Here is a 23,378-nt window from a genome sequence, read left to right as displayed (position 1 = left end):
CTGGACAGAATTAGCATGGACATTAACTACCTGGTTCGGAAAACTGCAGAGCATGAAAACGATATCCTTGCACTGAAAAGGGCTAAATAAGATTCAAGGGGGAGCAAATTCTAAAATGGAGTGATTAATGTGAGTGATACAGTAACTTTTACCAGAAATGTCTTTTGCGGCGCAGTAGAAAAAAATGTATATCAGGAAATCACTTTCGCCAAGATACAAACCATTGGAAGCCTAATGGCTACTAAACTGTTATCCTCAACATTTTGTATTGGCTATCCTAAATGTGGTAAAGATGACTGTGAGTTAGTTAAGGGCGAAAGCGGCATTGCTTACAGCGAACCAATAGACGATTAAACCTTTACCTGCTTCTCGCCAAAAGCTTTAATAATGATATTGATAAACGTATAAAATTCATCTACGGTTAAATCCAAGTCCTTAACTACATCCATTACTGCAGTAACAGACACTTTAACCTGCTGCTCATCTCTGCCTTCTTTGACCAGATGGAAAATATTTATAGAGTCATCTGGCACTAAAATCTTCTTCATTCAAAAAACCTCCTCGCATAGTCTTTCCTGCTCCCCCAGCCTTTCTAAAAACTTGCGTCTGATTAGGAGCCTGAAAGGAGATTGATCATGGAAAATAAGATAGATATGCTCCTTGATTATGTCGCACAAATTACCCAGGAACTTACGGATATCAAGAACACCCAACAGCAGCACTCTCAACAATGAGTTCTTGATTGAGCAGTTCATTAAGCAGTGGGAAAAAGAGCACGGTAAAATTGATATATCTCTGAAGGATTAATTAGGAGGTCGTTATTATGGATAATTTTCGTGCAATTTATGAGGAAGATTGCGAACTGATTGATGTTTGCGATAGTCTGGATAATGTGTATAAACTTTGTACTAAAGGCGCCTTAATCGGTAACAGATGCAGACCCGCAGAGAAAGCTATTATTAAACTTCTGCACTCTATCAATTTGAAGCTTGATAATCTTTTAAAGAAATAACCTTTTTCTCAGCCTCAACACGCCTTTGTTCTAAAAGGTTTATATAGTTAGTAATTTTTCTAATCTCTGCAAGTATCTCTTCCAGTAGTATGTTCGTCCGTTCAATCGTCTCCATCCTCCTCACCTCCTATCCCGCCTTGGGCTTTTGTTCTGCGCCTAAATGGTCGTTATTAACGACCGTTTGGCTCAAAAAAAATTCTATTTTTACCCCAAGTGTATCAGCAAGTTTTCCTAAAGTGTCCAAAGATGGCTGGCTTCGCCCGCGTTCTATATCGCACAAAAAACTATGTGATATACCGCTTTTTTTAGCTAACTTACGAAGCGACAATTGCTTCTCAACTCTAAGCTCATGTAATCGCTTGCCAATTATATTCATTTACCTCACCTCCTTTGCTTGTCTATATTGTACGTTAATATCGACCGTTTGTAAAGATTTGTGTTCGCTAATAACGAGCAAAGATAGTTGATTTTTCTCTTTTAGCTCCTTAAATCTTGGTATTACTATTGTTTTTTGCTTTTTGTTCGTTATTTACGAACATAATGCTGCTATACAGCAGATTTTTATCCGCTTATAATAAAAGTGTACGGTTAAACCGTACATGGAGGGAAAATCATGGATATAGGGAAACGATTAAAAGCGATTAGACTAAGCAAAAACATGTCACTACGTGAATTAGGTAAAGCGGCACATGTTTCTCATTCTTTTATTGCTGATATTGAAGCTGGCCGAAGCCGTCCTTCCGTAGATACTTTAGCTGCGCTCGCAAAAGCATTAAATGTAACTATCGCTGAATTAACTGGAGACGACGAGCCTAATGAAGCGATGAAGGAGGGCCCGCCTTCAGATTTGGACCTTGAAAAGATACTGCTTGAATCCAATGTCATGTTTGACGGTGAGCCTTTGGATGAGGAAGATAAACAGGATATAATCGAGTTCCTGAAGGTGGCTTGGAAGACCATAAGAAAGAAAAAAGGGAGAGGTGTATAGAATCTTGGCATGGTATGATCGACCAACTATTATTGATGATTGGCCAGAAGAAATTGATTATATCATGTTTGTAGATGAAAATGGTTCTCACAATCTTAAATATCTAATAAGAAAGTTAAAAAATAACATTAATCACTCTTCTTCAGACTTGGAAAATTTTTTTACTGTTACTGGTTGTGTTTTAGCGCGCAATAATTTTCCTGAAGTGAGAAACGCGATTATCTCATTAAAAAATAAATATTGGGAAAATGGGTTGTTTTATTATAATAAACAAGATACCTATAAACGTGTATGTTTTCATTCTTCGGAAATTAGAAATAAAAGAGGACCTTTTTCTGCTGAAGTAATAAATTATTGCGATTTTATTGCGGATCTTACAGCTTTTATGACAAGCCTAGATTATGTGATTTTTTCTTCACATATTAATAAACTCTCTCATTTGTGTACTTATATAAACCCAAAGCATCCATATGCCTTGTGTTTGGAATTTATTATAGAACGATTTGGGAAATTTTTTCTAAAACCAATAAATAAATCTGGTTTAATAGTTCTTGAATCAAGAGGTAAGAATGAAGATAAAAATTTATTAAAACGGATTTGTGAAATCTTAAAAAATGGTACTAAGTTTGTAGAAAGTTCAGATTTAGCCAATATAAAAGGTGTATACTTTAACCCGAAATGGGACAAGTCAGAAAAAAGAACCTATTTTGGTTTGGAAATCGCAGATTTAACCTCTTACCCAATTCATAAATATTGCATCTCAAAAGAAAAAGATAGAGCCTATCAATCCATTGAAAGCAAATTCTATGGTTATCCAGAGTACAACGGTAAAGGTCTTAAAATCTTCCCTAAAAATTAAAAACCGCCTCATGGCTTAAGCCAAGGGCGGGCGGCCGTGAAAACGACCCCTAAGAATTATATTCCCGTTGTGATTTCATTATATTCAATCAATGGCTTATTGTCAACAAAAATCATTGAATAAACTATCTTCTTTCTGCCAATCAAAACTACTACCCTTCAAGGGTAGTAGTTTTTCGCTTATAATGGCATTTCGACATATTTTGACACATCACGACAAGGCGGTGGCAGTATGACAAGCAAGAAACACATCAAGACTACCGTCAATTCCCTGGTTGAGCGGTATGGGACCAGAGACCCTTTTGACCTTGCAGAACGCCTTGGCTTTACTATCATTCGTTTCCCTTTCAAGAAAATCAAGGGCCTAATAATTAGTTTTTTCGGTCATAAAATTATAGGCCTAAACAGCCATCTGCCGGAAGAAATGCAACGAATTGTTGTTGCCCATGAGTTAGGTCATTATCATCTGCATCCACAAGGAATAGGATATTTTTTCGTAATTAATAAGACATTCTTTAGTAATAGTAAATACGAATACCAGGCCAACCAATTTGCGGCTGAGCTACTCCTTGAAGAAGACAGGCCCTCCTATGGGGAAAGTATTGATGAATACGCCAAGCGAAAGAAAGTTCCTATTGAGTTGGCAAGAATTTGGAAAAGAAGTTATAAGCAGAGCCAAAAACCTACCAAGAGTTATTAATCCAAGAAAAGATCCAGAATGGGAATATACTACTTATTGCCTTGCTGATGGTAGTTATGTTCGTGGTGTAATCCCAAAGAAGTATATTAGTCGATATGAGATTGCATTTTCGCTGAATACCGAAAATAAAGATGGTATCATTGAGAAAAAACAATTAAAAACACATGTTATGACAGAATATGCTTAAAAATATATTAAGATGATAAGGGGGTTTTAACAATGGTGAAAAAAATATATAAGAATCTATCTATTTTACTTATCTTAATTTTTAGTTTTACTTTTTTACTCCCTGTTTCAAGTTTTGGACATCCAGGCCGAACGGATAGATATGGTGGACATTATGTAAGAACTCCCGGGTGGGGCTACCCAGTTGGAAGTTATCATTATCATAATGGAGGATACTCTGAAAAAGGTGATGTAATAAGCACCTCCTCGTCACAAACAATAAAAAAACGAAAGAAAAAAGCTGCTGCAGTTACAAGAAAAACTATCATAGCTGTGGAAAAAGCCTATGTTTATTTGTTTCCGCAAATTGAACCTTATTTTATTACTGGTGAACTTACATATGGAACTGAAATTAAAGATCTTGGTGGTACACCAGGATGGAATACAATTTCTTTTGGTGGGTTAACCGGATATGTATCAAAAAATGTAACTACGTTTTATACTCCAATAAAACCTAAAGTTATAAGTATTCGTTCAGAAATAGGATATTTTTTCTCAGCACCATTCTCAAACAGTAAAAATAGAGGTTCAGCGCCCAAAAACACAAAAATAAAAGCTATTGGAGAAAACGGTAACTGGTATTATGTTGAAATTACTGATGAAACCGGTTATTCATGGAATGCTTTTGTCTCAAAAAATATAGCATGGTAAAAGACCGATGTCTTGGTTTTGAAGATGTTTTATGAGGGGTGTAGTTATGGGATGGCGCTTTAGAAAAAGCTTTTCATTTGGAAAAGGGTTTCGAATTAACGTTTCTAAACGCGGAGTAGGAATGAGTTTTGGTAGTAAGGGCTTTAGAATTGGTGTAAATAGCCGCGGAGTTTATACATCAACTAGCATTCCAGGATTAGGATTATCAAGGGTGGATTATTTAACTAAAAACAAAAAACATACCATTTCAAGTAATAGTTTTTCTAATCCGAAACCTGCCTTCGATTCTGTATCGCTAAATCCTGTTTCCAAAGAATTATCACCAAAAACTGGCATAGGTTGTTTGTGGTCTATTATAACGTTTTTCCTTTTTCTAAAAGCCCCGACACTCGGTTTTACGTCACTTGGAGCACATTTACTAGCCTATTACCTATGGCGCAAATCATCTAAGGGCCAGGCCTGGAAATTTTATCAAGACGGTAACAAAGCATTAAAAAAGGATAACAAGGAAATGGCATTAGAAAAATTCGTTAAGGTAATAGAGTTGCAACCACAAATTATTTCATTATATCCAGTAATTGCAGATCTATATAATGAACAAGAAAAGTATGATAAAGCAATTTTCTTTTACAAAAAATATTTAAACGAGAACGAAAATGACCTTAATATCAAGCTAAAACTTTGTTTGTCATTTATAGCGAACAAGCAATACCACGAAGCAGTAAAATTATTACAAAGCTTACCCTGCGATATTAGAAATGATTTGACAATAATTAACATGTTAGCTTGCTGTTTTATAGAGATGAATCAGTTTGATTTAGCTTTAGAAATCCTAGAAAAAGGCCCTATCCGTAAAAGAACTGTAGATGAGAATATGTTACTGTTCAGGTATCTACTAGGGCTTTGTTATAAAAAGCTTGGGGATACAAAGAAGGCTGTACAACAGTTTAAAAAAGTTTATGCAGAAGACATGAATTTTCATGATATAAAAGAACAACTCAAGGAGTTAAATGCTTTGTGAATATTTGGTTTGCAAAATGCAGAAATTTTTTCCTTGCTTGTTAAATACTTAGGTATCCTATCTCCCCAAGGATCATGCCTTGGGGAATTAATATCATAAAAGGGGAGGACAAACATGGCAGGACATATTGAACCGGCAGGAAAAGGACGATGGAAAATAGTAGTTGAGGCCGGAAAAGATCCAGCCACTGGCAAAAGGAGGCGTATAACCCGCTACTATAATGGCCGTAAGGCGGATGCAGAGGAGTTTATGGCTCGGCTGCTGATGGATCTAAAACAGGGAACGTTTGTTGAGCCGACTAGGATGACCATTTCCGACTGGCTTGATAACTGGCTAAACAACTATAAGAAGAATGATCTACGCCCCACCACCTGGGAGCTTTACGAGACAATGGCACGTTGTCATATAAAGCCAGCGATAGGAGCTTTGTATCTCCATGAGTTGCGTACTGATCACCTTCAAAAGCTTTACAATGATAAGCTCAAAGAAGGTAAATCTCCCCAAACTATCCACCACATTCACAAAGTTATTCACGGGGCATTGACTCAAGCGATAAAGAACAAATTGCTAATTCATGACGTAAGCCAAGCTGTTACTTTGCCCAAGATAAAACGCAAAGAAATTAATGTTCTATCATCAGATGATATGGATAAGTTTTTAAGATTATTGCCTGGAGATCGACTTGGCCCTGCATTCTTGCTTCTACTCGGCACTGGTATGAGGCGCGGGGAACTGTTAGGCCTTTGTTGGGAGGATATAGATTTGGAAAATGGTTTAGTACACATCCGGAAAGGATTGGTAAGGACTAGGGAAGGCTTGATTTATCAGGAAACGAAAACTGATAAATCTGCGAGAACCATTCCTTTACCAAGAACAGTCAAGGATGCACTTGTAATACACAAAAATAAGATGATCACCGAAGGACTGTATGGACCTACCATGCCAGTTTTTTGTACCAGTAAAGGCACCGTTGTTTCACCAAGAAACCTCCAAAGAAAGTTTGATACGCTTTGTGGAAAGGCTGGTATCACAGGGGCAACACTACATGCACTAAGGCATACATTCGCCACAAGATTATTAGAACAGGGAGAAAATCTGAAAGTAGTCCAAGAGTTGTTAGGTCATACACGCATCTCCACGACCGCTGATATATATTCTCATGTCAACCAGAATGTAAAAAAATCTGCAGTTGAAAAGTTAGATGAGCTTTTTACTCAGGGCACCATTTGGGCACCAACGGAAGCTAATGATACAATAAATTGATTGCAAAACATTGATATTATTGGGTTTCTTGGCTGATAGAGCGCTTGCTTGACATGCAAGAGGTCACAGGTTCAAGTCCTGTATCGCCCACCATAAGTATGATGAAAACCGCTAGTTCAGGTTCGAACCTGATTAGCGGTTTTTTGTTTCATAGTACTGCTATTTATTTTTCTGTGCAGTCACAGTATAATGGAAATAGACAATTAATCCCTTTTAATACTTGAAAGGTGATAGCTATGGCTGGAATTCTTTTAAGTATTGACTGGGATTTTTTTGTGCCTGCCCGGCCGGAATGGCAGGTATCCTTGCGGGAAAGCGTCCGCAACCAGAATCAACTCTGGTATAAGCGGTATCTGGTAGCCAAACGCCAGGGCGAGGATTTAAGCAAAACTGTGGACGTTATCCCTTTCTATTATCTTTTTCCCTGCTATCTGCAAAAATATTTTTCTTATTCCCCTGATGCACTCTTGCTTGTGACCGATTCCCATAAGTATTCTTACGAACTGGCCAGAGAAATGGATATCGAGTATGTGATCCTTTTTGATACCCATGCCGATTTAGGATATGGCGGGCTGGCTTCCCTGGATTATGAAGTCAATTGCGCCAACTGGCTGGGGAAGTTATTGCAGGAAAAAATTATTAAGCGGGCAACCATTGTTTACAGCTCCCACACCTTAGAAGACCCGGGCTGGTTTAGCGAACAAAATCGTACTTTCCCCATAGGTTACACCAGCCCCTTTCTTCTTCCATCACCGCTCCCGCTCTCAGCCATTCATATTTGTCGTTCGGGCGCCTGGACACCACCTTGGCTGGATCAAAAATTTGAAAAACTGGTCCGGACTTTTAAGTTACCGGTACAAAAACAGGATCTGCCTGCAAGGGTCTGGAAAACCTCTTTCACCCTTGCCGAACAAGTAGATGCTCTGATTTGTTAGGATTAATTTTGAGCTTTAAAACAAAGTTGTCCCAATGGTACACCTTGCGCCAGCGTGAGTATCAGGCAGTCATTTCTTTTACATTTGTCAGCCACTTAAAAAAAGAGTAAAATTGAATTGTGATTTTGGTAAAAAGGATGGTTGAAATGCATACCTTTGGCTTTGTCCGAGTCGGGGCAGCTGTGCCCCGTTTGAAAGTGGCTGACATCGATTATAACCTGCAGCAAATAATTCAGTTAATCCAGGCGGCCGATCAGAATAACCTGGCCGTGCTGGCTTTTCCGGAGCTGTGTCTTACCGGTTATACCTGTGGCGATCTTTTCCTGCAGGGCCTGTTGCAGGATAAAGCCAGACAAGCCCTCCTGGCTCTGGCCCAGGCTACCAGGACCAACGAGGTAGTGGTTGTAGTTGGTTTGCCTCTAGTCATCAAGCACCGCCTGTTCAATTGCGCTGCTGTCCTGCAACGGGGCAAGATCCTGGGGATTGTCCCCAAGATCTATCTGGCCAATCAGAAGGAATTTTATGAGAAACGCTGGTTTTCTTCCGGTCAGGAGTTGATTAGGGAACTGTCCAATGTAGAACTAACGCCAGGATACCCTGTTCCTTTTGGACAGCTTTTATTTCACTCTCCCCAGTTAGGCTATACTCTGGGTGTGGAAATTTGCGAAGACCTCTGGGCCGTTATCCCGCCCAGTTCATTTCTGGCCGTTCAGGGGGCCAATTTACTCATCAATCTCTCAGCCAGCAATGAACTGGTAGCCAAAGCCGATTATCGCCGGGAGCTCATCCAGCAGCAAAGTGCCCGCTGCCTGGCCGGTTATCTCTACGTTTCTGCCGGCGTGCACGAGTCCACCACCGATACCGTTTTCGGCGGTGATTGCCTGCTGGCTGAAAATGGGGTGATTTTAGCCTCTGCTCCCCGTTTCCAGCGGGATAACCTGTTACTCTGGTCAGAAATTGATGTGGAACGCCTGAATTTAGAGCGCTTAGCCAATAAAACCTTTGCTGACAGCTGTCAACTGGTGACTCCGCCGGTACCAGCCCGCCAGGTGGAAATTCAGTATTACCGGGATTATGATTATACCAGTCAACCCTTACGGCGCCATATCTCTCCTCATCCCTTCATTCCCCAGGATAGCGGCGCCAGGGACCGGCGCTGTCAGGAAATTTTCCAAATTCAAGTGGCTGGTTTGGCCAGGCGCCTGGAGCATACCGGCGCCAAAACCGCTGTCCTTGGTATCTCCGGTGGCCTTGATTCCACCCTGGCTCTGCTGGTTACCTGCCAGGCCTTTGATTTGCTGGGTTATCCCCGCGAACAAGTCCTGGCGGTCACTATGCCCGGTTTTGGTACAACTGATACAACCTATACCAATGCCCTGCAGTTAATGCAGGCTCTGGCGGTAACCTGTAAGGAAATCGATATTAAACCCGCTTGTTTGCAGCACTTTCAGGATATCGGGCACGATCCAGCCCGGCATGATATTACCTATGAAAATGTTCAGGCGCGCGAACGCACTCAGATCCTGATGGATTTAGCTAATCAGCACGGAGGGCTGGTAGTCGGGACAGGGGATTTGTCAGAACTGGCTCTGGGCTGGGCTACCTATAACGGGGACCATATGAGTCATTATGCTGTCAATGCCGGGGTGCCCAAGACCCTGGTCAAATACCTGGTGGAATGGGTGGCCGAACATGCTGCCGACCCCGCCACCGCCGCCTGTTTACATCGCATTCTGGCCACTCCCATCAGTCCGGAGCTACTGCCTCCTGATGCCAGTGGCAATATCCAGCAAAAAACAGAAGACATCGTCGGACCCTATGAACTCCATGATTTTTTCCTTTACTATCTAGTTCGTTTTAATCTGCCGCCACGGAAAATCGCTTTCCTGGCTGATCAGGCTTTTACTGGTAGGTATGCTGGAGATGAAATCCGCAAGTGGCTAAAAGTCTTTTATCGCCGTTTTTTCAGTCAGCAATTTAAGCGCTCTTGTTTGCCTGATGGACCCAAGGTGGGTTCGGTCTCTCTCTCCCCCCGGGCCGACTGGCGTATGCCCAGTGACGCCCAGGTTAACTTATGGTTGAAGGAACTGGAAAATTTTTAAAAGGCCATTAAAGGCCTTTTTATTTTTTATCTTAATAATTGTCCGTGTATGGTGTATTCCCGGAAACAAGTTATTGAATTTTTCCGAAAATTATGTTACTATGTCCATGGTTGTTGCACAATACATATCAAAAAAGGAGGCTTTTTATGGCACAACTAGTCGACTTGCTCAACAGCTATGTCTGGAGCAAAGCCCTCATCTACCTCTGCCTGGGAGCAGGCATCTATTTCTCCCTGCGCATGCGCTTCTTCCAGGTCCGTCACATCAAGGACATGGTGAAATTGCTCCTTGGTGGTGGCAGCTCCGAACAAGGGGTATCTTCTTTCCAGGCCTTTGCTCTCTCCGTTTCTGGCCGGGTTGGTACCGGCAATATCGCCGGGGTTGCTACCGCCATCGCTTATGGTGGGCCTGGTGCAGTTTTCTGGATGTGGGCCATCGCCTTCCTGGGTGCCGGCTCGGCTTTCGTGGAATCAGCTCTGGCCCAGATTTATAAAGTAGAGAAAGATGGCCAATACCGGGGCGGTCCTGCCTACTACATCGAAAAAGGACTGGGTATGAAATGGTATGCTGTCACCTTTGCGGTAGCTACCGTGCTGGCTATGGGCTTCCTGTTGCCCGGTGTCCAGTCCAACAGTATTGCTGCCAGTATCCAGAACGCTTTTGGCGTCAGCCCGGCCATTACCGGTGCTGGTGTAGTGGCATTGCTGGGCCTGATTATCTTCGGTGGAGTCAAACGTATCAGCCGTGCCGCTGAATTGATTGTTCCTTTTATGGCAATCGGATATATATTAATGGCACTCATATTTATGGTTGTTAATATCACTGAAGTTCCCCATGTTTTTGCGCTGATTTTCAAAAATGCCTTCGGACTGGATCCCATGTTTGGCGGTATCCTGGGTTTGGCTGTTTCCTGGGGGGTAAAACGGGGTATCTACTCCAACGAAGCCGGTCAGGGTACTGGTCCCCAGGCAGCCGCTGCTGCTGAAGTTTCCCACCCGGCCAAACAGGGCTTTGTTCAGGCCTTCTCCGTATATGTGGATACTTTACTGGTCTGTTCTGCTACTGCTTTTATGATCTTGATTACCGGTAAATACAATGTCATCAACCCTGCCGGCGGCTTTATTGTCGAAAATCTGCCCGGAGTGGATATCGGTCCTGCTTATACCCAGAAAGCTGTGGAAACCCTCTTCCCCTCCATTGGTGCAGGTTTCGTAGCAGTTGCCCTGTTCTTCTTTGCTTTCACCACCTTGATGGCGTACTACTATATCGCTGAGACCAATATCGCCTATCTGTTTAAAAACAATAGCAAAATCGCTATAAACTTGCTGCGTTTCGCCCTGCTGGGCTCCACTTATTACGGTGCGGTCAAGACCGCTACCGTAGCCTGGGGCCTGGGTGATCTGGGCGTAGGTATCATGGCCTGGTTGAATGTCATCGCCATCCTGATCCTGCAAAAACCGGCACTGCTGGCATTGAAGGATTATGAAGAGCAAAAAGCTCTGGGCCTGGATCCGGTTTTCGATCCGGTCAAACTGGGCATCAAGAATGCCGATTTCTGGCTCACCTATAAACAGCGGCAACAGGGTCAAAACAAAGGTACAATGGCTGCCAAGTAGTAAGCAAGCCCCTCTGCTCCAGGCAGAGGGGCTTACCTTTACCCTATTTTCTCCACGCGAACCGCCGCTACTTTCAATTCCGGAATTTTGGCAATGGGATCACGAGCGGTATTGGTCAGCAGGTTAGCTGCACTTTCGGCAAAATGGAAAGAAGTAAAGACTGTGCCAGGCCGTATCATCTCCGTCACTTTGGCCTTGATGGTGATTTCACCCCGGCGCGACACCACCTTCACCAGGTCCCCATCAACAATGCCCAGACGGCAAGCATCCTGAGGATGAATCTCCAGATAATCAGCAGGCATAAATTCCGCCAGGCCCCGGGAACGCCTGGTCATGGTACCAGTATGGTAGTGGGTACGGCGCCGCCCGGTATTGAGTACCAGGGGATATTCCTCATCAGGCAGCTCTGCCGGTGGTGTAAAATCCACGGCATGGAACTTGCCCAGCCCCCGGCTGAATTTGCCCACATGCAGAATCGGCGTACCGGGGTGGTCAGGGCTGGGGCAGGGCCACTGCAAGCCACCCTGTTCCAGCCGCTCGTAGCTGATGCCACCATAAGAAGGTGTAACCCTGGCGATTTCAGCCATGACCTCTGCCGGATGGCTGTAGTCCATTTTCAGCCCCAGGCGACGGCCGATTTCCGCCAGCACCTGCCAGTCAGCCCGGGCCCCTCCAATGGGCTCAATGGCTTTCCGCACCCGCTGCACCCGCCGCTCGCTATTGGTAAAGGTGCCATCCTTTTCAGCAAAGCTGGCGCCCGGCAGCACTACATGGGCCAGACGGGCTGTTTCCGTCAGGAAGATATCCTGGACCACCAGGAATTCCAGGTGCTTGAGAGCTTCTTCCACATGCTTGATATCCGGGTCGCTTAACATGGGGTTCTCACCCAGAATGAACATGCCTTTGATGGACCCGGCATGAGCAGCTTCCAGCATTTCTCCCACCGTCAAACCAGGGGTGGCAGGCAGATAATCCACTTCCCAGGCTTGCTGGAATTTGAGGCGGACCTGTTCATCTGTTACACTCTGGTAGCCGGGCAGGACATTGGGTAAGCCGCCCATATCGCAGGCTCCCTGGACGTTGTTCTGACCTCGTAAGGGATTGACCCCGGAGCTGGGTTTGCCCAGATGGCCACAGAGCAGAGCCAGGTTAGCAATCGCCAGGACATTGGCAGTTCCAGAAGTATGCTGGGTCACGCCCATAGTATAGAAAATAGCGGCTTTTTCCGCCCGGGCATAGGCCCGCGCCACCTGCCTAATGGTCTCTGCCGGCACCCCGACATAGTTTTCCACCAGTTCCGGTTTGAAGTTGGTTAGGCTGGCTGCCCATTCCTCAAAGCCTTCTGTCCGCTCCTTAACAAATTCCTTATTCCAGAGGCCTTCCTCAATGATAGTGTAGGCCAGGGCGTTGAGAAGCGGGATATTGGCCCCTGGTTTAATTTGCAGATGCTCTTTAGCCAGAGCAGCAATTTCCGTGCGCCGCGGGTCGACCACAAAGAGAGTGGCTCCCCGGCGGACTGCTTTTTGCATTTCCACCCCGATGATGGGATGGGCTTCAGTGGTATTAGAACCGATTACCAGTAAAACTTCACAGTCCTTGATTTCACCAATGGAGTTGGTCATTGCCCCGCTGCCAAATGCCATCGCCAGACCGGCGACAGTAGAGGAGTGTCAAAGGCGGGCGCAATGATCGATATTATTGGTGCCAAAGGCAGCCCGGGCCAGTTTGTTGAGAAGATAATTTTCCTCATTGGTGCAGCGAGCCGAAGCCAGAAAAGCCAATGCTTGCCCGCCGTCCCGCTCCTTGATTTCCTTCAGTTTACTGGTGACCAGGTCCAGAGCCTCATCCCAGCTGGCCGGTACCAGTTCACCGTTTTTGCGAATCAGAGGAGTGGTCAAACGCTCCGGGCTATGGATGAAATCATAGCCAAAGCGGCCTTTGATGCAGAGGTGTTTGCCATTGACTTCCCCGCTTTCATCTGTAGTAACCCCAACTACCTTGCCATCCCTGACATTCAGCTGAATGGTACAGCCGGTGCCACAATAGGGGCAGATGGTGCGAACCTTTTTCATCTCCCAGGGCCGGCCCTGGCCTACCATCTGCTTTTCCACCAGCGCCCCTACCGGACAGACAGCGACACAGCTGCCGCAGCCGATACAGACGGACTCGCCCATGCCGGTATCCAGAGCCGGGGTGATTTTGGTATTGAAACCCCGGTAGGCGAAATCCAGGACACTCCGCCCCTGGATTTCTGCACAAACCCGCACACATTTGCCGCAGAGGATGCATTTGTTATTATCCCGCAGGATAACGGGGCTGCTCTCATCAATGGGAAAATCATGCCTTTCCCCCTGGAAGGAGGGCTGGCGTACACCATAGCGGTAAGCATATTCCGCCAGCTTGCAGTTGCCGGTTTTATGACAGGTCATGCAATCTTCCGGGTGGTTGGCCAGCAGCAATTCCAGGATGGTTTGCCGGGCTTCCCGCACCTGCTGGCTTTCGGTATGGACCACCATCCCATCAGTCGCTTCAGTAACACAGGAGGCAGGCAGATTGCGCATACCCTCGATTTCCACCACACATATGCGGCAAGCGCCGGGCCGGGTTAATTCCGGATCATGGCAAAAGGTAGGAATGTCTAGACCGGCAGCCTGGGCTGCTTCCAGCACGGTAGTGCCTTTGGGTACAGTCACCTGCCGGCCGTCTATAGTCAAAGTAACAGTGCTCATCTCTCTCCCCCCTCTTTCTGGAGGTTAGCCAGGATTTCGGTCAGGCCCAGAGCCTCTGCCCAGGGTGCCAGGCGGAAACTGCCATCTTCATTGCGCAAGTAAGGCGGCTGCGCCTTGGGATTGTAGCGCAAATCCATGCCCAGGCGCCCTTTCAGGCACAGGGGGCGTCCCGGTGCTGCCTGCCCGGCAGCAACACCAACCACCTGCCCCTGCTTTTTGAGCAGGAAGAACTGACAACCCGCTTCACAGAAAGTACAGGTTTTTTCCTCCCGCTCCAGTTCCCAGGTACGGCCCAGACCAGCAGTGCGCTTATCCACCAGGGCCCCTACCGGACAGACGGAAACGCAGTTATTGCAGTAGATGCAGTTGGAGAAAGCCAGATCAGTATCCAGGGCCGGGGCGATTTTGGTACTAAAGCCCCGGTAGGCAAAGTGAATTGCATGCTGACCGCGGATCTCGGCACAGATGCGGACACATTTGCCACAGAGAATGCATTTATTCAAATCCCGCTGGATGTAAGGGTTGCTATCATCCAGGGGATAGGCATGGCGTTCGCCGCCAAAACCTGGGTCCCGTACTCCGTATTCATAGGCATACTGCTGGAGCAAACATGCTCCGCTGGCCTCACAGGTGAGGCAATCATTGGGGTGGTTGGCCAGCAATAACTCCAGGATGGTTTTCCGGGCCTCCATTACCGCCGGGGAATGGGTTTCCACTTCCATTCCCTCTGCCACCGGCGTGACACAGGAAGCCGGTAGATTGCGGGCCCCTTTCACCTCCACCACACAGAGCCGGCAGGCCCCGGGTTTGGAGAGGCGGGGATCGTAACAGAGGGTGGGAATGTTGATGCCCAGCTCCCGGGCTGCCTCCAGAACCGTATATTCGGCGGGAACCGTCACTTTTTGACCATTGATAGTCAAAGTCACTTTATTCACCGACGGCCCACCTCCTACTTGCGCCCGACAGCGCCGAATTTACATTTGCTCATGCAGACACCGCACTTGATACACTTGGCGGGATCGATAACATGGGCTTCCTTGGTATTGCCGCTGATAGCCCCCACCGGACAGTTCTTTTTACACAACCCGCAACCTATACATTTTTCGGCATCGATATAGTAGGTGAGCAGATTGCTGCAGACTCCGGCCGGGCAGCGTTTTTCCCGGATATGGGCTTCGTATTCATCCCTGAAATAGCGCAGAGTGGACAGTACCGGGTTGGGGGCCGTCTGTCCCAGGCCGCAAAGGGAAGTGGACTTAATCACCCTGGCCAGCCGTTCCAGAGTTTCGATATCCCCTTCCCGGCCTTCCCCGGCACAAATCCGCTGCAGAATCTCCAGCATGCGCTTGGTCCCTTCCCGGCAGGGGGTACACTTGCCGCAGGACTCCTTCTGGGTGAAATTGAGGAAGAAGCGAGCCAGGTCCACCATACAGGTAGTTTCATCCATTATTACCAGACCGCCGGAACCCATCATCGCCCCGGCGGCGATCAGGGAATCATAATCAATAGGCAAGTCCAGCAGAGATTCAGGCAGACAGCCACCGGAAGGACCGCCGATCTGAACGGCCTTGAATTTCTTGCCATCCCGGATACCACCGCCGATATCAAAGATGATCTGCCGCATGGTAATACCCATGGGCACTTCCACCAGACCGGTATTGTTGACTTTACCGGTCATAGCGAAGACTTTGGTACCCTTACTTTTCTCCGTCCCGATAGCAGCATACCAGTCTGCCCCTTTGCGGAAGATGAGAGGCACATTGGCAAAAGTCTCCACGTTGTTAATATTAGTCGGCTTACCCCATAGCCCTTTGACAGCCGGGAATGGCGGTCTGGGCCGGGGCATACCCCGTTCCCCTTCAATAGAGTTGAGCAGGGCCGTTTCCTCACCACAGACAAAAGCACCGGCACCAGCCTTGATTTTAATGCGGAAACTAAAATTGCTGCCCAGGATATTGTCACCCAGATAACCGGCCGCTTCCGCCTGGGCGATGGCTACTTTCAACCGCTTGATAGCCAGCGGGTATTCGGCCCGCACATAGATATAGCCTTCATCGGCCCCAATGGCATAGCCGCAAATCAACATCCCTTCCAGAACAGCATGGGGATCCCCTTCCAGAACGGAACGGTCCATGAATGCCCCCGGGTCCCCTTCATCGGCATTACAGACAACATATTTTTTCTCACCGGGCGCTTTGCTGGTAAATTCCCATTTCAAACCGGTGGGGAAGCCGCCACCCCCCCGGCCCCGCAGGCCAGATTTTTTCACATCCTCGATTACCTGCTGGGGTGTATATTCCCGCAATACTTTTTCCAGAGCCTGGTAGCCACCGGCAGCAATATATTCCTGAATGTTTTCCGGATCGATATGGCCGCAATTATGTAGAACTTCCCGCTGCTGTTTGGCATAAAAGGGCACATCCCGATAGGTAATCGCTCTTTGCTGATTGCCAGGATCCTGATAAAGCAGGCGTTCCAGGATATTTCCTTCAATGATGTGAGATTGCACTAATTCAGAAATATCCTCCACCTGTACCCGGCGGTAAAATACCCCCTGGGGTTCCATGATCACCAGCGGCCCCTGCTCACAAAAACCATGACAACCGGTCATAACCACTTCAATTTGTCCCAGTTGCCGGGCTGCCAGTTCTGCCTTCAGGGCATCCATAACCTTGACCGAACCGGAAGACATACAGCCGGTACCGCCACAGATTAAAATTCTCTCTACTTTTTGCAACTGTGCCACCCTCATTTCCCCCCTCTTATTCATACTGGGCCAGGATTTCCTTGACCTTGTCAGGTGTCAGGCGACCATGGGTATCATCGTTGACCATGATCACCGGTGCCAGCCCACAGGCTCCGATACAGGCTACTGATTCTAAAGTAAAGCGCAAATCTTCGGTGGTCTCCCCGTCCTTAATATTGAGTTCATTCTGGATGGTTTCAAAAATCTTGGCCCCACCCCGCACGTGACAGGCCGTCCCCAGACAGACCCGAATAATATTGCGGCCCCGGGGCTTCAGATGAAACTGGGCATAGAATGTGACCACACCATAAACTTTGGCAAAGGGAATATTCAGCGCTTCCGAAATGCGCCGCAATACTTCCGGCGGCAGGTAGCCATAGATTTCCTGGGCTTCCTGCAGCACCGGAATCAGTGCCCCCTTCTGGCCAGCATAATGGGCCAGTACCTGTTCTAACTGTTCCTGTTTGGGATCCCTGGGCGTTTGCCCGCATTGACAACACGTCATCCCTTATTTCCCCCTCCTCCATGGTTTCAGATGAAATTTAAAGTCCTCTCCTCAGTCACCAGCCGGTGCATCCGGCAATCATGGGCTTCGGGATGGACATCAGGCACCAGTTGTAACTCAAAGATGGGAGCCAGCCAGCGGCAATCCGGCCTGGTTTGAGGCAAAAACCGGTCATAAAAACCGCCACCATAACCCAGCCGGTAGCCCCGATAATCAAAGGCAACTCCCGGGACAATTACCACATCCAATTCAGTCGGTACCAGACGGGGTAAAATGGTCTTCGGCTGCCGGATCCCCCAAACCCCTGGCTCAATATCCCGCTCCAGATCCTGGATTTGATACAACAAAAGGACTTTATTCTCGACATCCGTCACCGGCAACACTACTCGTTTTCCCAGCCGCAGCAACTCCTGCAACAAGGGCCCGGTCTCCACTTCCTGGCGGAAATCCATATAGGCCATTACCGTCTCAGCAGCCTTGATTTCCGGCAAGTCCAGCAGGGCAGCGATAATCTGCCGGCTTTTCTCCCCTACCTCCTCCGGCGTGAGGTTCTGGCGGGCAGCCAGGACCTGCCGGCGTAGTTCCTTTTTCATCCCCTGACCACCTTTTTGTGAATTTTCTTACTCTTTTTTATTATATACCCGTCTTTTTTGGGATACAATAAAAAATTTGCAACTATTATACCACTTGCGCATATTATTTACCAGGAGGTGAAAAAGGGGGAGGGAAGATGAGGTTGGTGAAAGTGGTCGCAAGTACGCACAGAGAAAATTTAGCCCAAAAAGTACTATCGGGGGGAATCGTGCATAAATTAATAGTGAAGAAGGTGAGCTAAATGGAAGATATCCGCTGCTCCTGCGGCAAGCTCATCTGTCAGTACCAGGATAATATGATCATCATTAAATGCCGTCATTGCAAGCGGTTTTTAATCATCAGATTTAATCAGGCCAGTCAGACCAAGCCGCGTATCTTCTGGCGCGAATTTAAAAAAGAATATTGAAGAGAGTCCAGAGACGTTAAGTCCAGAGGCCAGCATTAGACTACTAATGCTGGCATTTTCTTTACGGTGGACTAAAAGAAAATGCGAGCATTTTTTAGTGCTCACCGGAGGACAAAGGCTTTCAGCCAGAGCCCGGAGACCCTGGAGTCCGGAGGCCGGCCTGTACGGAACTTTACCGTACAGGGCCGGCCTTTGGTTTTGATCAAACAACAAGGGAGGGGGAACATGGAACGGGAAAGGCAACAGGAGCAACTGGAAAATGTCTACTGCAAATGTGGTAAAATCGTGGCCCAGAAAAAGAGATACAAACTCTACATCAAGTGCCGCCACTGCAAACGCTATTTGATTCTTTCTACTGGCGGCAGTCCCTGGCAGGTTATCGGTTCCAATGACCCGTGAGGTTGCAAAGGAGGTATGCTCTATGAAAGTTCTGTTTATCCTTGGCCTGGTCCTGATTCTGGCTTTTGGTTTTTCCCTGGGCGCCTGGGTGGCCTTTTATGGACTCAAGCTGAAGCATCCCGTCAGTAAAGGCCTGACCTTCTTGCTGCTGGGTGCCCTCATCTCCTTTCTGACCTTCGCTTTAAGCATCTTCATCGTCTGGCCCGGCGTCTAAATCCTCCTCATCCGGAAAGGGGTGATGCCCGTGAAAAAGTTCCTTCTCTTTCTTCTCTTGCTGCTTTTGACCTGGCCCGGCTGGGCCCTGGCTGATACCGACCTGGCTGCCGCCCGCAAGTTCAATGAAGGCTGTCTGCGCTGTCATGGGGCCCAGGGCTTGCATACACGAAGCAATGGCCAAAAAATCAGTCTCTATGTAGATGAGAGCAAATACTTCTCCTCTATTCACGGCACCAATCGCTGCACCACCTGCCACACCGATATCACCGACTACCCCCACGTTGGTGCCAAAACCGGTGCTGAACTGAGGCGGCTGGTAGAAAGCAATTGCCGGCGTTGCCATGATTATATTACCAGAGTCTATGACCAAAGTGCCCATGGGCTGGCCCGCCGGCAGGGTAAGCCCACCGCCCTCTGTCAGGATTGCCACGGCAAACACGATATCCGCAAGAAAGAAGACCCCCTGGCTCATACCTCTGGTCGCAATCAGACTGCTTCCTGCACTGCTTCCGGTTGCCATAGCGGCAGGATCAAGGAAAGCTATACCGAGAGCTTTCATGGCAAAGCTGTGGATTTAGGAGATACCAGAGCCGCTACCTGCAGTGGCTGCCATGGCAGTCACAACATCCTTGGTCCCAAAGACCCGGCTTCACCGGTAAACAAGGTGAATGTACCACAAACCTGTGCCAAATGCCATTTCCGGGCCGAACCCAATTTCGCCAAAGGCACTGAACATTTTCTGCTGGAAAAGGAAGGGCCCGGTTCCCCCATGTACTATACCCTCAAATTTTTCGTCTGGCTGACCATTGGTGTGATGGTGCTGCTAACCATCCACATGGAACTGGAACTCTATCGCAAATGGAAAACGGCCAAAGGAGGTGGCTCCTATGGCAGCCACTAAATCCGCCTACCAGCGCTGGGATATACACCAGCGTCTGCAACATATCGGTGTCTTCAGCAGCTTTACTCTCTGCGCCATTACCGGCCTTTCGATCAAATTCAACCACGCCCCCTGGGCCCGTAGCATAGTCGATTTCTTCGGTGGCTTTGAGACCATGTTCAAGTGGCATCTCTTCGGTGGACTGATCCTGACCCTGGCCTGTATCTACCACCTGGTCTGGATGGCCGTCAAAGCCTGGAAAGGGGAGCTGGGCTGGGCTGTAATGCCAACTCTCAAGGATTTTACCGACCTGGCTGACCACCTGAAATATCAGTTAGGTCTTTCTGAGCAACCGGCCAGGTTTGACCGCTATTCTTACAAAGAAAAATTCGACTACTGGGCAGTTTTCTGGGGGATGTTTATCATCGGCGGTTCCGGATTTGTCATGTGGTTTCCCGAATGGGGTGCCTCTTTCCTGCCCCGCTGGCTCATCGATTGCTGGCGGGTAGGCCACAGTGATGAAGCCGTCTTAGCAGTACTGGTTATCTTTACCTGGCATTTTTACAATGTCCATTTCAACCCCGACTTTTTCCCCGGCAATACCCTCTGGTTCAGCGGCCTGATGGATGAAGAAGTAATGGAACATGAACATCCCCTGGAGCTGATGCGTATTCGCCAGCAACAAGCCCAAAACGGCATTCCCCTTCTCCCCAAACAGGAGGTGAACCACCATGGCAGTGTTTAAATACAGCCGCAATCGCTCCCTGATTGTTCTGGAAATGATTCTATATTTATTCATCTTGTTGTGGTTTCTCTATGAATACATCCCGCTGGGATTAAGTTGAAGGAGGGGAGCTGATGAACATGAAACGGCTACTCTTCATCCTCCTTCTGGCCCTGCTGGTGGCCCTGACTGCCGCCGTCCTTTTCAGCCAGGGCAGTATCGATTTCAGCCAGAACCGCCGGGAAGCTGTCCTCTGTGATAACTGCCACGAAATGAGCCCCAATGTGATCACCTGGCGCCTCTCCTCTCACCAGAATATCGGTTGTCTCAATTGCCATCAGGATATCACTCTTACTACCTTTGCCTATCGTCACTGGCGCGGTTTCTTCCAGACTCCGATCCAGGGTAACTTCATACCAGATCAGACCTGTCGTCAGTGTCACAGCGACCGCCGCCAGCTGACTATGCCCGCCAACCTGAATGTTCCCCATGCCCTGCACAGCAGCAAACAGGTGGATTGTATCGACTGCCACGCCAAAATCGTTCACCGCGGCATCAGCAAAAACCCGCTCCTAAAGCAGCTCAGCTTCCCGGGAGAATATACGGAAGCTAAGCTCTTACCCCTGGCCCGGCATCTGCCCTCCCGGGTGCAGATGGCAGAATGCAAAGGCTGTCATAACGGCGCTATGGCCAGTAACCGCTGCTCGGGTTGCCATCCGCAAAATAAGGGAAAATAGTGTTACTACCCCCGGCCTCTGCATATGGTATAGCAGAGGCATATTTTTTCAGATAAATTTGTGAAAGTTACAACTTTTACTCACCAATGAGCAGGAATTTTGCCAATCATGTCCAATATAATTGTGAATGTAATCGCATTTAACAAAGGAGGCCTGACCGATGAAAAGACTCTTCTCCACTGATGTGGTCTTTTTGCACGCCCCGAGCGTCTATGATTTCCGGCGGGATACCATTTTCTTCGGGCCCATCAGTGATGTGGTACCCTCCTCGCCGGCCTTCGAAATGTATCCCATGGGCATTACCAGCCTGGCTGAAACCCTGGAGAAAAATGGCTACAATGTGCGCATTGTCAACCTGGCCTACCTGATGCTGCGGGACCCGGATTTTGACCCGGAAAAGCTGATCGCTCGCCTCAAGCCCAGGTTGTTCGCCATTGACCTGCACTGGTTACCCCATGCCCACGGTAGCCTGGAGGTGGCCAAACTCTGCAAAAAATACCACCCGGAAATCCCCGTGGCTTTTGGCGGCCTTTCCTCTTCTTACTATCATGAGGAATTGATCAGCTATCCTTATGTGGATTTTGTCCTGCGGGGTGATTCCACCGAAGAGCCGATGCGGCAACTGGTCAGCAGCCTGCGCCAGGGCCAGGCGGATTTCAGCTCTATCCCCAACCTGACCTGGAAAAAACCCGACGGGCAGCCGGTGGTCAACCCCCTGACCTGGATTCCCGATAACCTGGATTACACTACCATTCCCAGTTATCGCTATGTGATGGGCTCAGTCTTTAAATACGGTAGTTTACATAACACCATGCCCTACCTGGACTGGCTGAGCTATCCCATTACCGCCCTGCTTACCGCCCGGGGCTGTACCCAGAACTGTTCCATCTGCGGGGGTTCCCGCTCCGCCTATGCCAGAATCTGCGGCCGTCAGCAACCGGCTTACCGCTCACCAAAGGCCCTGGTGGAAGATATCCGCTTTATTAAGTCTTTTGGCAAAGCACCGATTTTTATCCTGCACGACATCCGCCAGGCCGGAATGGATTATGCCCGGGAATTTTTCGGTTTGTTGAAAAAAGAAAGGATCCCCAATGAGCTGATTATTGAACTGTTCTTCCCGGCGGATGAAGAATATTTTCGCCTGATTAGTGAAAGTGTGCCCAGGTTCAGCCTGGAGCTGACTATCGAGACTCATGAGGAACATCTGCGGCGCCTGAACGGCAAGTTCAAGTGCAGTAACGCTGCAGTAGAAGCTACTATTGCGGCAGCTCTAAAATATAACTGCCGCAAAATCGATCTCTTCTTTATGACCGGTATCCCCGGCCAGACTTACCAGAGCGCTCTGGCCAGTATCGACTATTGCCGGCAGCTACTGGAGAAGTTCAATGGGGATAAACGGCTCTCCTTGTTTATTGCACCTCTGGCTCCCTTTCTCGATCCAGGCAGCCCGGCTTTTGAAAACCCGGAAAAGTACGGGTATATCAAGCACTGCCAGACCCTGGAGGATCACCGTCAGGCTTTAACCCGGCCCAGCTGGAAGCATATTCTCAGTTATGAAACCACTACTATGAGCCGGGACGAGATTGTGGATGCTACCTATGAGGCCGCCTACCGGTTGAATGAGCTGAAACGGGAATATAACCTGATTCCGGAAGAAGTATATGAGGATATTCGCTATCGTATTACCCAGGCCCGTCAGATTATCGCCGAAATTGACCGTATCCTGCTCATTCCCGATGAAGAGGTTCGCCAGCTTAGTCTGCAAAAGTTGAAAGCCAGAGTAGCAGAGCTGAATCGCCATACCATCTGTGGTAAGGATGAGCTGAAATGGCCTCTGCGCCGCCGTTTTGCCGGATTGTGGTCCCTGGGTAAACTGTTGACAATGCTGTTTCTGGAGGAAGTAAAGCGAGTGGGATTGCGCCTGCGGGGTAACTATGACCAGCATCCGCTGGAAATGGGGTAAAAGCAAAGAGGGGGGTTACTGGCCCCCTCTTTGCTTTTTAAAGTTATGGGATACTGTAGATAATCTTAGATTGACTATCTAATGAGGTTCAACAGAGTATGTCCCTGC

The 23,378-nt window shown here is 47.8% G+C and carries 25 protein-coding genes; 17 read left to right on the top strand and 8 right to left on the bottom strand.

Annotated features, from left to right (window positions below):
- Nucleotides 1-129 precede the first annotated feature (129 nt).
- Nucleotides 130-354, top strand: coding sequence for a hypothetical protein (locus ULO1_RS05955; protein ID WP_079933154.1), 225 nt, complete (start codon nt 130-132; stop codon nt 352-354).
- Here the strand turns inward: ULO1_RS05955 and ULO1_RS05950 are convergent.
- The 3 genes from ULO1_RS05950 to ULO1_RS05945 form a co-directional block, all read right to left on the bottom strand.
- Nucleotides 351-548, bottom strand: coding sequence for a hypothetical protein (locus ULO1_RS05950; protein WP_079933153.1), 198 nt, complete (start codon nt 546-548; stop codon nt 351-353). The genes ULO1_RS05955 and ULO1_RS05950 overlap by 4 nt on opposite strands.
- A gap of 429 nt (nt 549-977) precedes the next feature.
- Nucleotides 978-1,127, bottom strand: a complete 150-nt coding sequence (locus ULO1_RS14700; protein WP_159446836.1) for a hypothetical protein — start codon at nt 1,125-1,127, stop codon at nt 978-980.
- A gap of 12 nt (nt 1,128-1,139) precedes the next feature.
- Nucleotides 1,140-1,388 carry a helix-turn-helix domain-containing protein gene (locus ULO1_RS05945; RefSeq protein WP_200806939.1) on the bottom strand — a complete coding sequence of 83 codons (249 nt, stop codon included), beginning with the start codon at nt 1,386-1,388 and terminating at the stop codon, nt 1,140-1,142.
- Between the two features lie 237 nt (nt 1,389-1,625).
- On the opposite strand from ULO1_RS05945, the gene ULO1_RS05940 reads away from it, so the two are divergent.
- The 9 genes from ULO1_RS05940 (at nt 1,626) to ULO1_RS05900 (ending at nt 11,371) form a co-directional block, all read left to right on the top strand.
- Complete coding sequence (locus ULO1_RS05940) at nt 1,626-2,000, top strand: helix-turn-helix domain-containing protein (protein ID WP_079933152.1); 375 nt, start codon at nt 1,626-1,628, stop codon at nt 1,998-2,000.
- A gap of 4 nt (nt 2,001-2,004) precedes the next feature.
- A complete protein-coding gene (locus ULO1_RS05935; RefSeq protein ID WP_079933151.1) occupies nt 2,005-2,859 on the top strand; it encodes a DUF3800 domain-containing protein in 855 nt (284 codons plus the stop codon).
- A 231-nt stretch (nt 2,860-3,090) separates the two neighbouring features.
- Nucleotides 3,091-3,558, top strand: coding sequence for an ImmA/IrrE family metallo-endopeptidase (locus tag ULO1_RS05930; protein ID WP_079933150.1), 468 nt, complete (start codon nt 3,091-3,093; stop codon nt 3,556-3,558).
- A gap of 219 nt (nt 3,559-3,777) precedes the next feature.
- Complete coding sequence (locus ULO1_RS05925; RefSeq protein ID WP_079933149.1) at nt 3,778-4,434, top strand: SH3 domain-containing protein; 657 nt, start codon at nt 3,778-3,780, stop codon at nt 4,432-4,434.
- 46 nt (nt 4,435-4,480) lie between these two features.
- Nucleotides 4,481-5,455 (top strand): DUF4236 domain-containing protein, encoded by a 975-nt coding sequence (locus tag ULO1_RS05920; protein WP_079933148.1) that lies wholly within the window; start codon nt 4,481-4,483, stop codon nt 5,453-5,455.
- A 114-nt stretch (nt 5,456-5,569) separates the two neighbouring features.
- Nucleotides 5,570-6,718: a site-specific integrase gene (locus ULO1_RS05915; protein ID WP_079933147.1), complete on the top strand. Its 1,149-nt coding sequence runs from the start codon at nt 5,570-5,572 to the stop codon at nt 6,716-6,718.
- A 236-nt stretch (nt 6,719-6,954) separates the two neighbouring features.
- Nucleotides 6,955-7,653 carry a hypothetical protein gene (locus ULO1_RS05910; RefSeq protein WP_079933146.1) on the top strand — a complete coding sequence of 233 codons (699 nt, stop codon included), beginning with the start codon at nt 6,955-6,957 and terminating at the stop codon, nt 7,651-7,653.
- A gap of 146 nt (nt 7,654-7,799) precedes the next feature.
- Nucleotides 7,800-9,755 carry an NAD(+) synthase gene (locus tag ULO1_RS05905; RefSeq protein WP_079933160.1) on the top strand — a complete coding sequence of 652 codons (1,956 nt, stop codon included), beginning with the start codon at nt 7,800-7,802 and terminating at the stop codon, nt 9,753-9,755.
- Between the two features lie 146 nt (nt 9,756-9,901).
- Entirely contained in the window at nt 9,902-11,371 is a 1,470-nt protein-coding gene (locus ULO1_RS05900; protein ID WP_078664734.1) for a sodium:alanine symporter family protein, read from the top strand.
- Between the two features lie 38 nt (nt 11,372-11,409).
- On the opposite strand, the gene fdhF is transcribed toward ULO1_RS05900, so the two are convergent.
- The 5 genes from fdhF to ULO1_RS05875 are packed head-to-tail and all read right to left on the bottom strand — an operon-like array spanning nt 11,410 to nt 17,944.
- Entirely contained in the window at nt 11,410-14,100 is a 2,691-nt protein-coding gene (fdhF, locus tag ULO1_RS05895; protein WP_079933145.1) for a formate dehydrogenase subunit alpha, read from the bottom strand.
- Entirely contained in the window at nt 14,097-15,035 is a 939-nt protein-coding gene (locus ULO1_RS05890; protein ID WP_078664736.1) for a 2Fe-2S iron-sulfur cluster-binding protein, read from the bottom strand. The genes fdhF and ULO1_RS05890 overlap by 4 nt, the downstream gene beginning before the upstream one ends.
- 14 nt (nt 15,036-15,049) lie before the next feature.
- Nucleotides 15,050-16,852: an NADH-quinone oxidoreductase subunit NuoF gene (nuoF, locus tag ULO1_RS05885; RefSeq protein ID WP_078664737.1), complete on the bottom strand. Its 1,803-nt coding sequence runs from the start codon at nt 16,850-16,852 to the stop codon at nt 15,050-15,052.
- A 10-nt stretch (nt 16,853-16,862) separates the two neighbouring features.
- Nucleotides 16,863-17,351, bottom strand: a complete 489-nt coding sequence (gene nuoE / locus ULO1_RS05880; RefSeq protein ID WP_079907691.1) for an NADH-quinone oxidoreductase subunit NuoE — start codon at nt 17,349-17,351, stop codon at nt 16,863-16,865.
- A 26-nt stretch (nt 17,352-17,377) separates the two neighbouring features.
- Nucleotides 17,378-17,944 carry a 5-formyltetrahydrofolate cyclo-ligase gene (locus ULO1_RS05875; protein ID WP_078664739.1) on the bottom strand — a complete coding sequence of 189 codons (567 nt, stop codon included), beginning with the start codon at nt 17,942-17,944 and terminating at the stop codon, nt 17,378-17,380.
- A gap of 242 nt (nt 17,945-18,186) precedes the next feature.
- Here ULO1_RS05875 and ULO1_RS14695 point away from each other — a divergent pair, with 242 nt between their 5' ends.
- The 7 genes from ULO1_RS14695 (at nt 18,187) to ULO1_RS05845 (ending at nt 23,270) form a co-directional block, all read left to right on the top strand.
- Entirely contained in the window at nt 18,187-18,351 is a 165-nt protein-coding gene (locus tag ULO1_RS14695) for a hypothetical protein (RefSeq protein ID WP_159071943.1), read from the top strand.
- Nucleotides 18,352-18,576: 225 nt separating this feature from the next.
- Complete coding sequence (locus ULO1_RS14690; RefSeq protein ID WP_159071944.1) at nt 18,577-18,750, top strand: hypothetical protein; 174 nt, start codon at nt 18,577-18,579, stop codon at nt 18,748-18,750.
- Between the two features lie 22 nt (nt 18,751-18,772).
- Complete coding sequence (locus ULO1_RS05865; RefSeq protein ID WP_078664740.1) at nt 18,773-18,964, top strand: hypothetical protein; 192 nt, start codon at nt 18,773-18,775, stop codon at nt 18,962-18,964.
- A gap of 30 nt (nt 18,965-18,994) precedes the next feature.
- Nucleotides 18,995-19,867, top strand: coding sequence for a hypothetical protein (locus ULO1_RS05860; RefSeq protein WP_079933144.1), 873 nt, complete (start codon nt 18,995-18,997; stop codon nt 19,865-19,867).
- Nucleotides 19,854-20,591, top strand: a complete 738-nt coding sequence (locus ULO1_RS05855) for a formate dehydrogenase subunit gamma (RefSeq protein WP_079907686.1) — start codon at nt 19,854-19,856, stop codon at nt 20,589-20,591. Before ULO1_RS05860 ends, ULO1_RS05855 begins: the two co-directional genes overlap by 14 nt.
- A gap of 113 nt (nt 20,592-20,704) precedes the next feature.
- Nucleotides 20,705-21,307, top strand: coding sequence for a cytochrome c3 family protein (locus ULO1_RS05850; RefSeq protein WP_079933143.1), 603 nt, complete (start codon nt 20,705-20,707; stop codon nt 21,305-21,307).
- Nucleotides 21,308-21,467: 160 nt separating this feature from the next.
- Nucleotides 21,468-23,270, top strand: coding sequence for a TIGR04190 family B12-binding domain/radical SAM domain protein (locus ULO1_RS05845; protein WP_079907683.1), 1,803 nt, complete (start codon nt 21,468-21,470; stop codon nt 23,268-23,270).
- Nucleotides 23,271-23,378 lie beyond the last annotated feature (108 nt).

It is taken from the genome of Carboxydocella sp. ULO1, from assembly GCF_002049255.1.
Taxonomy (GTDB): Bacteria; Bacillota.
Note: the sequence above shows the minus strand (reverse complement) of the source record. Positions and strands in the feature narration are given on the sequence as shown.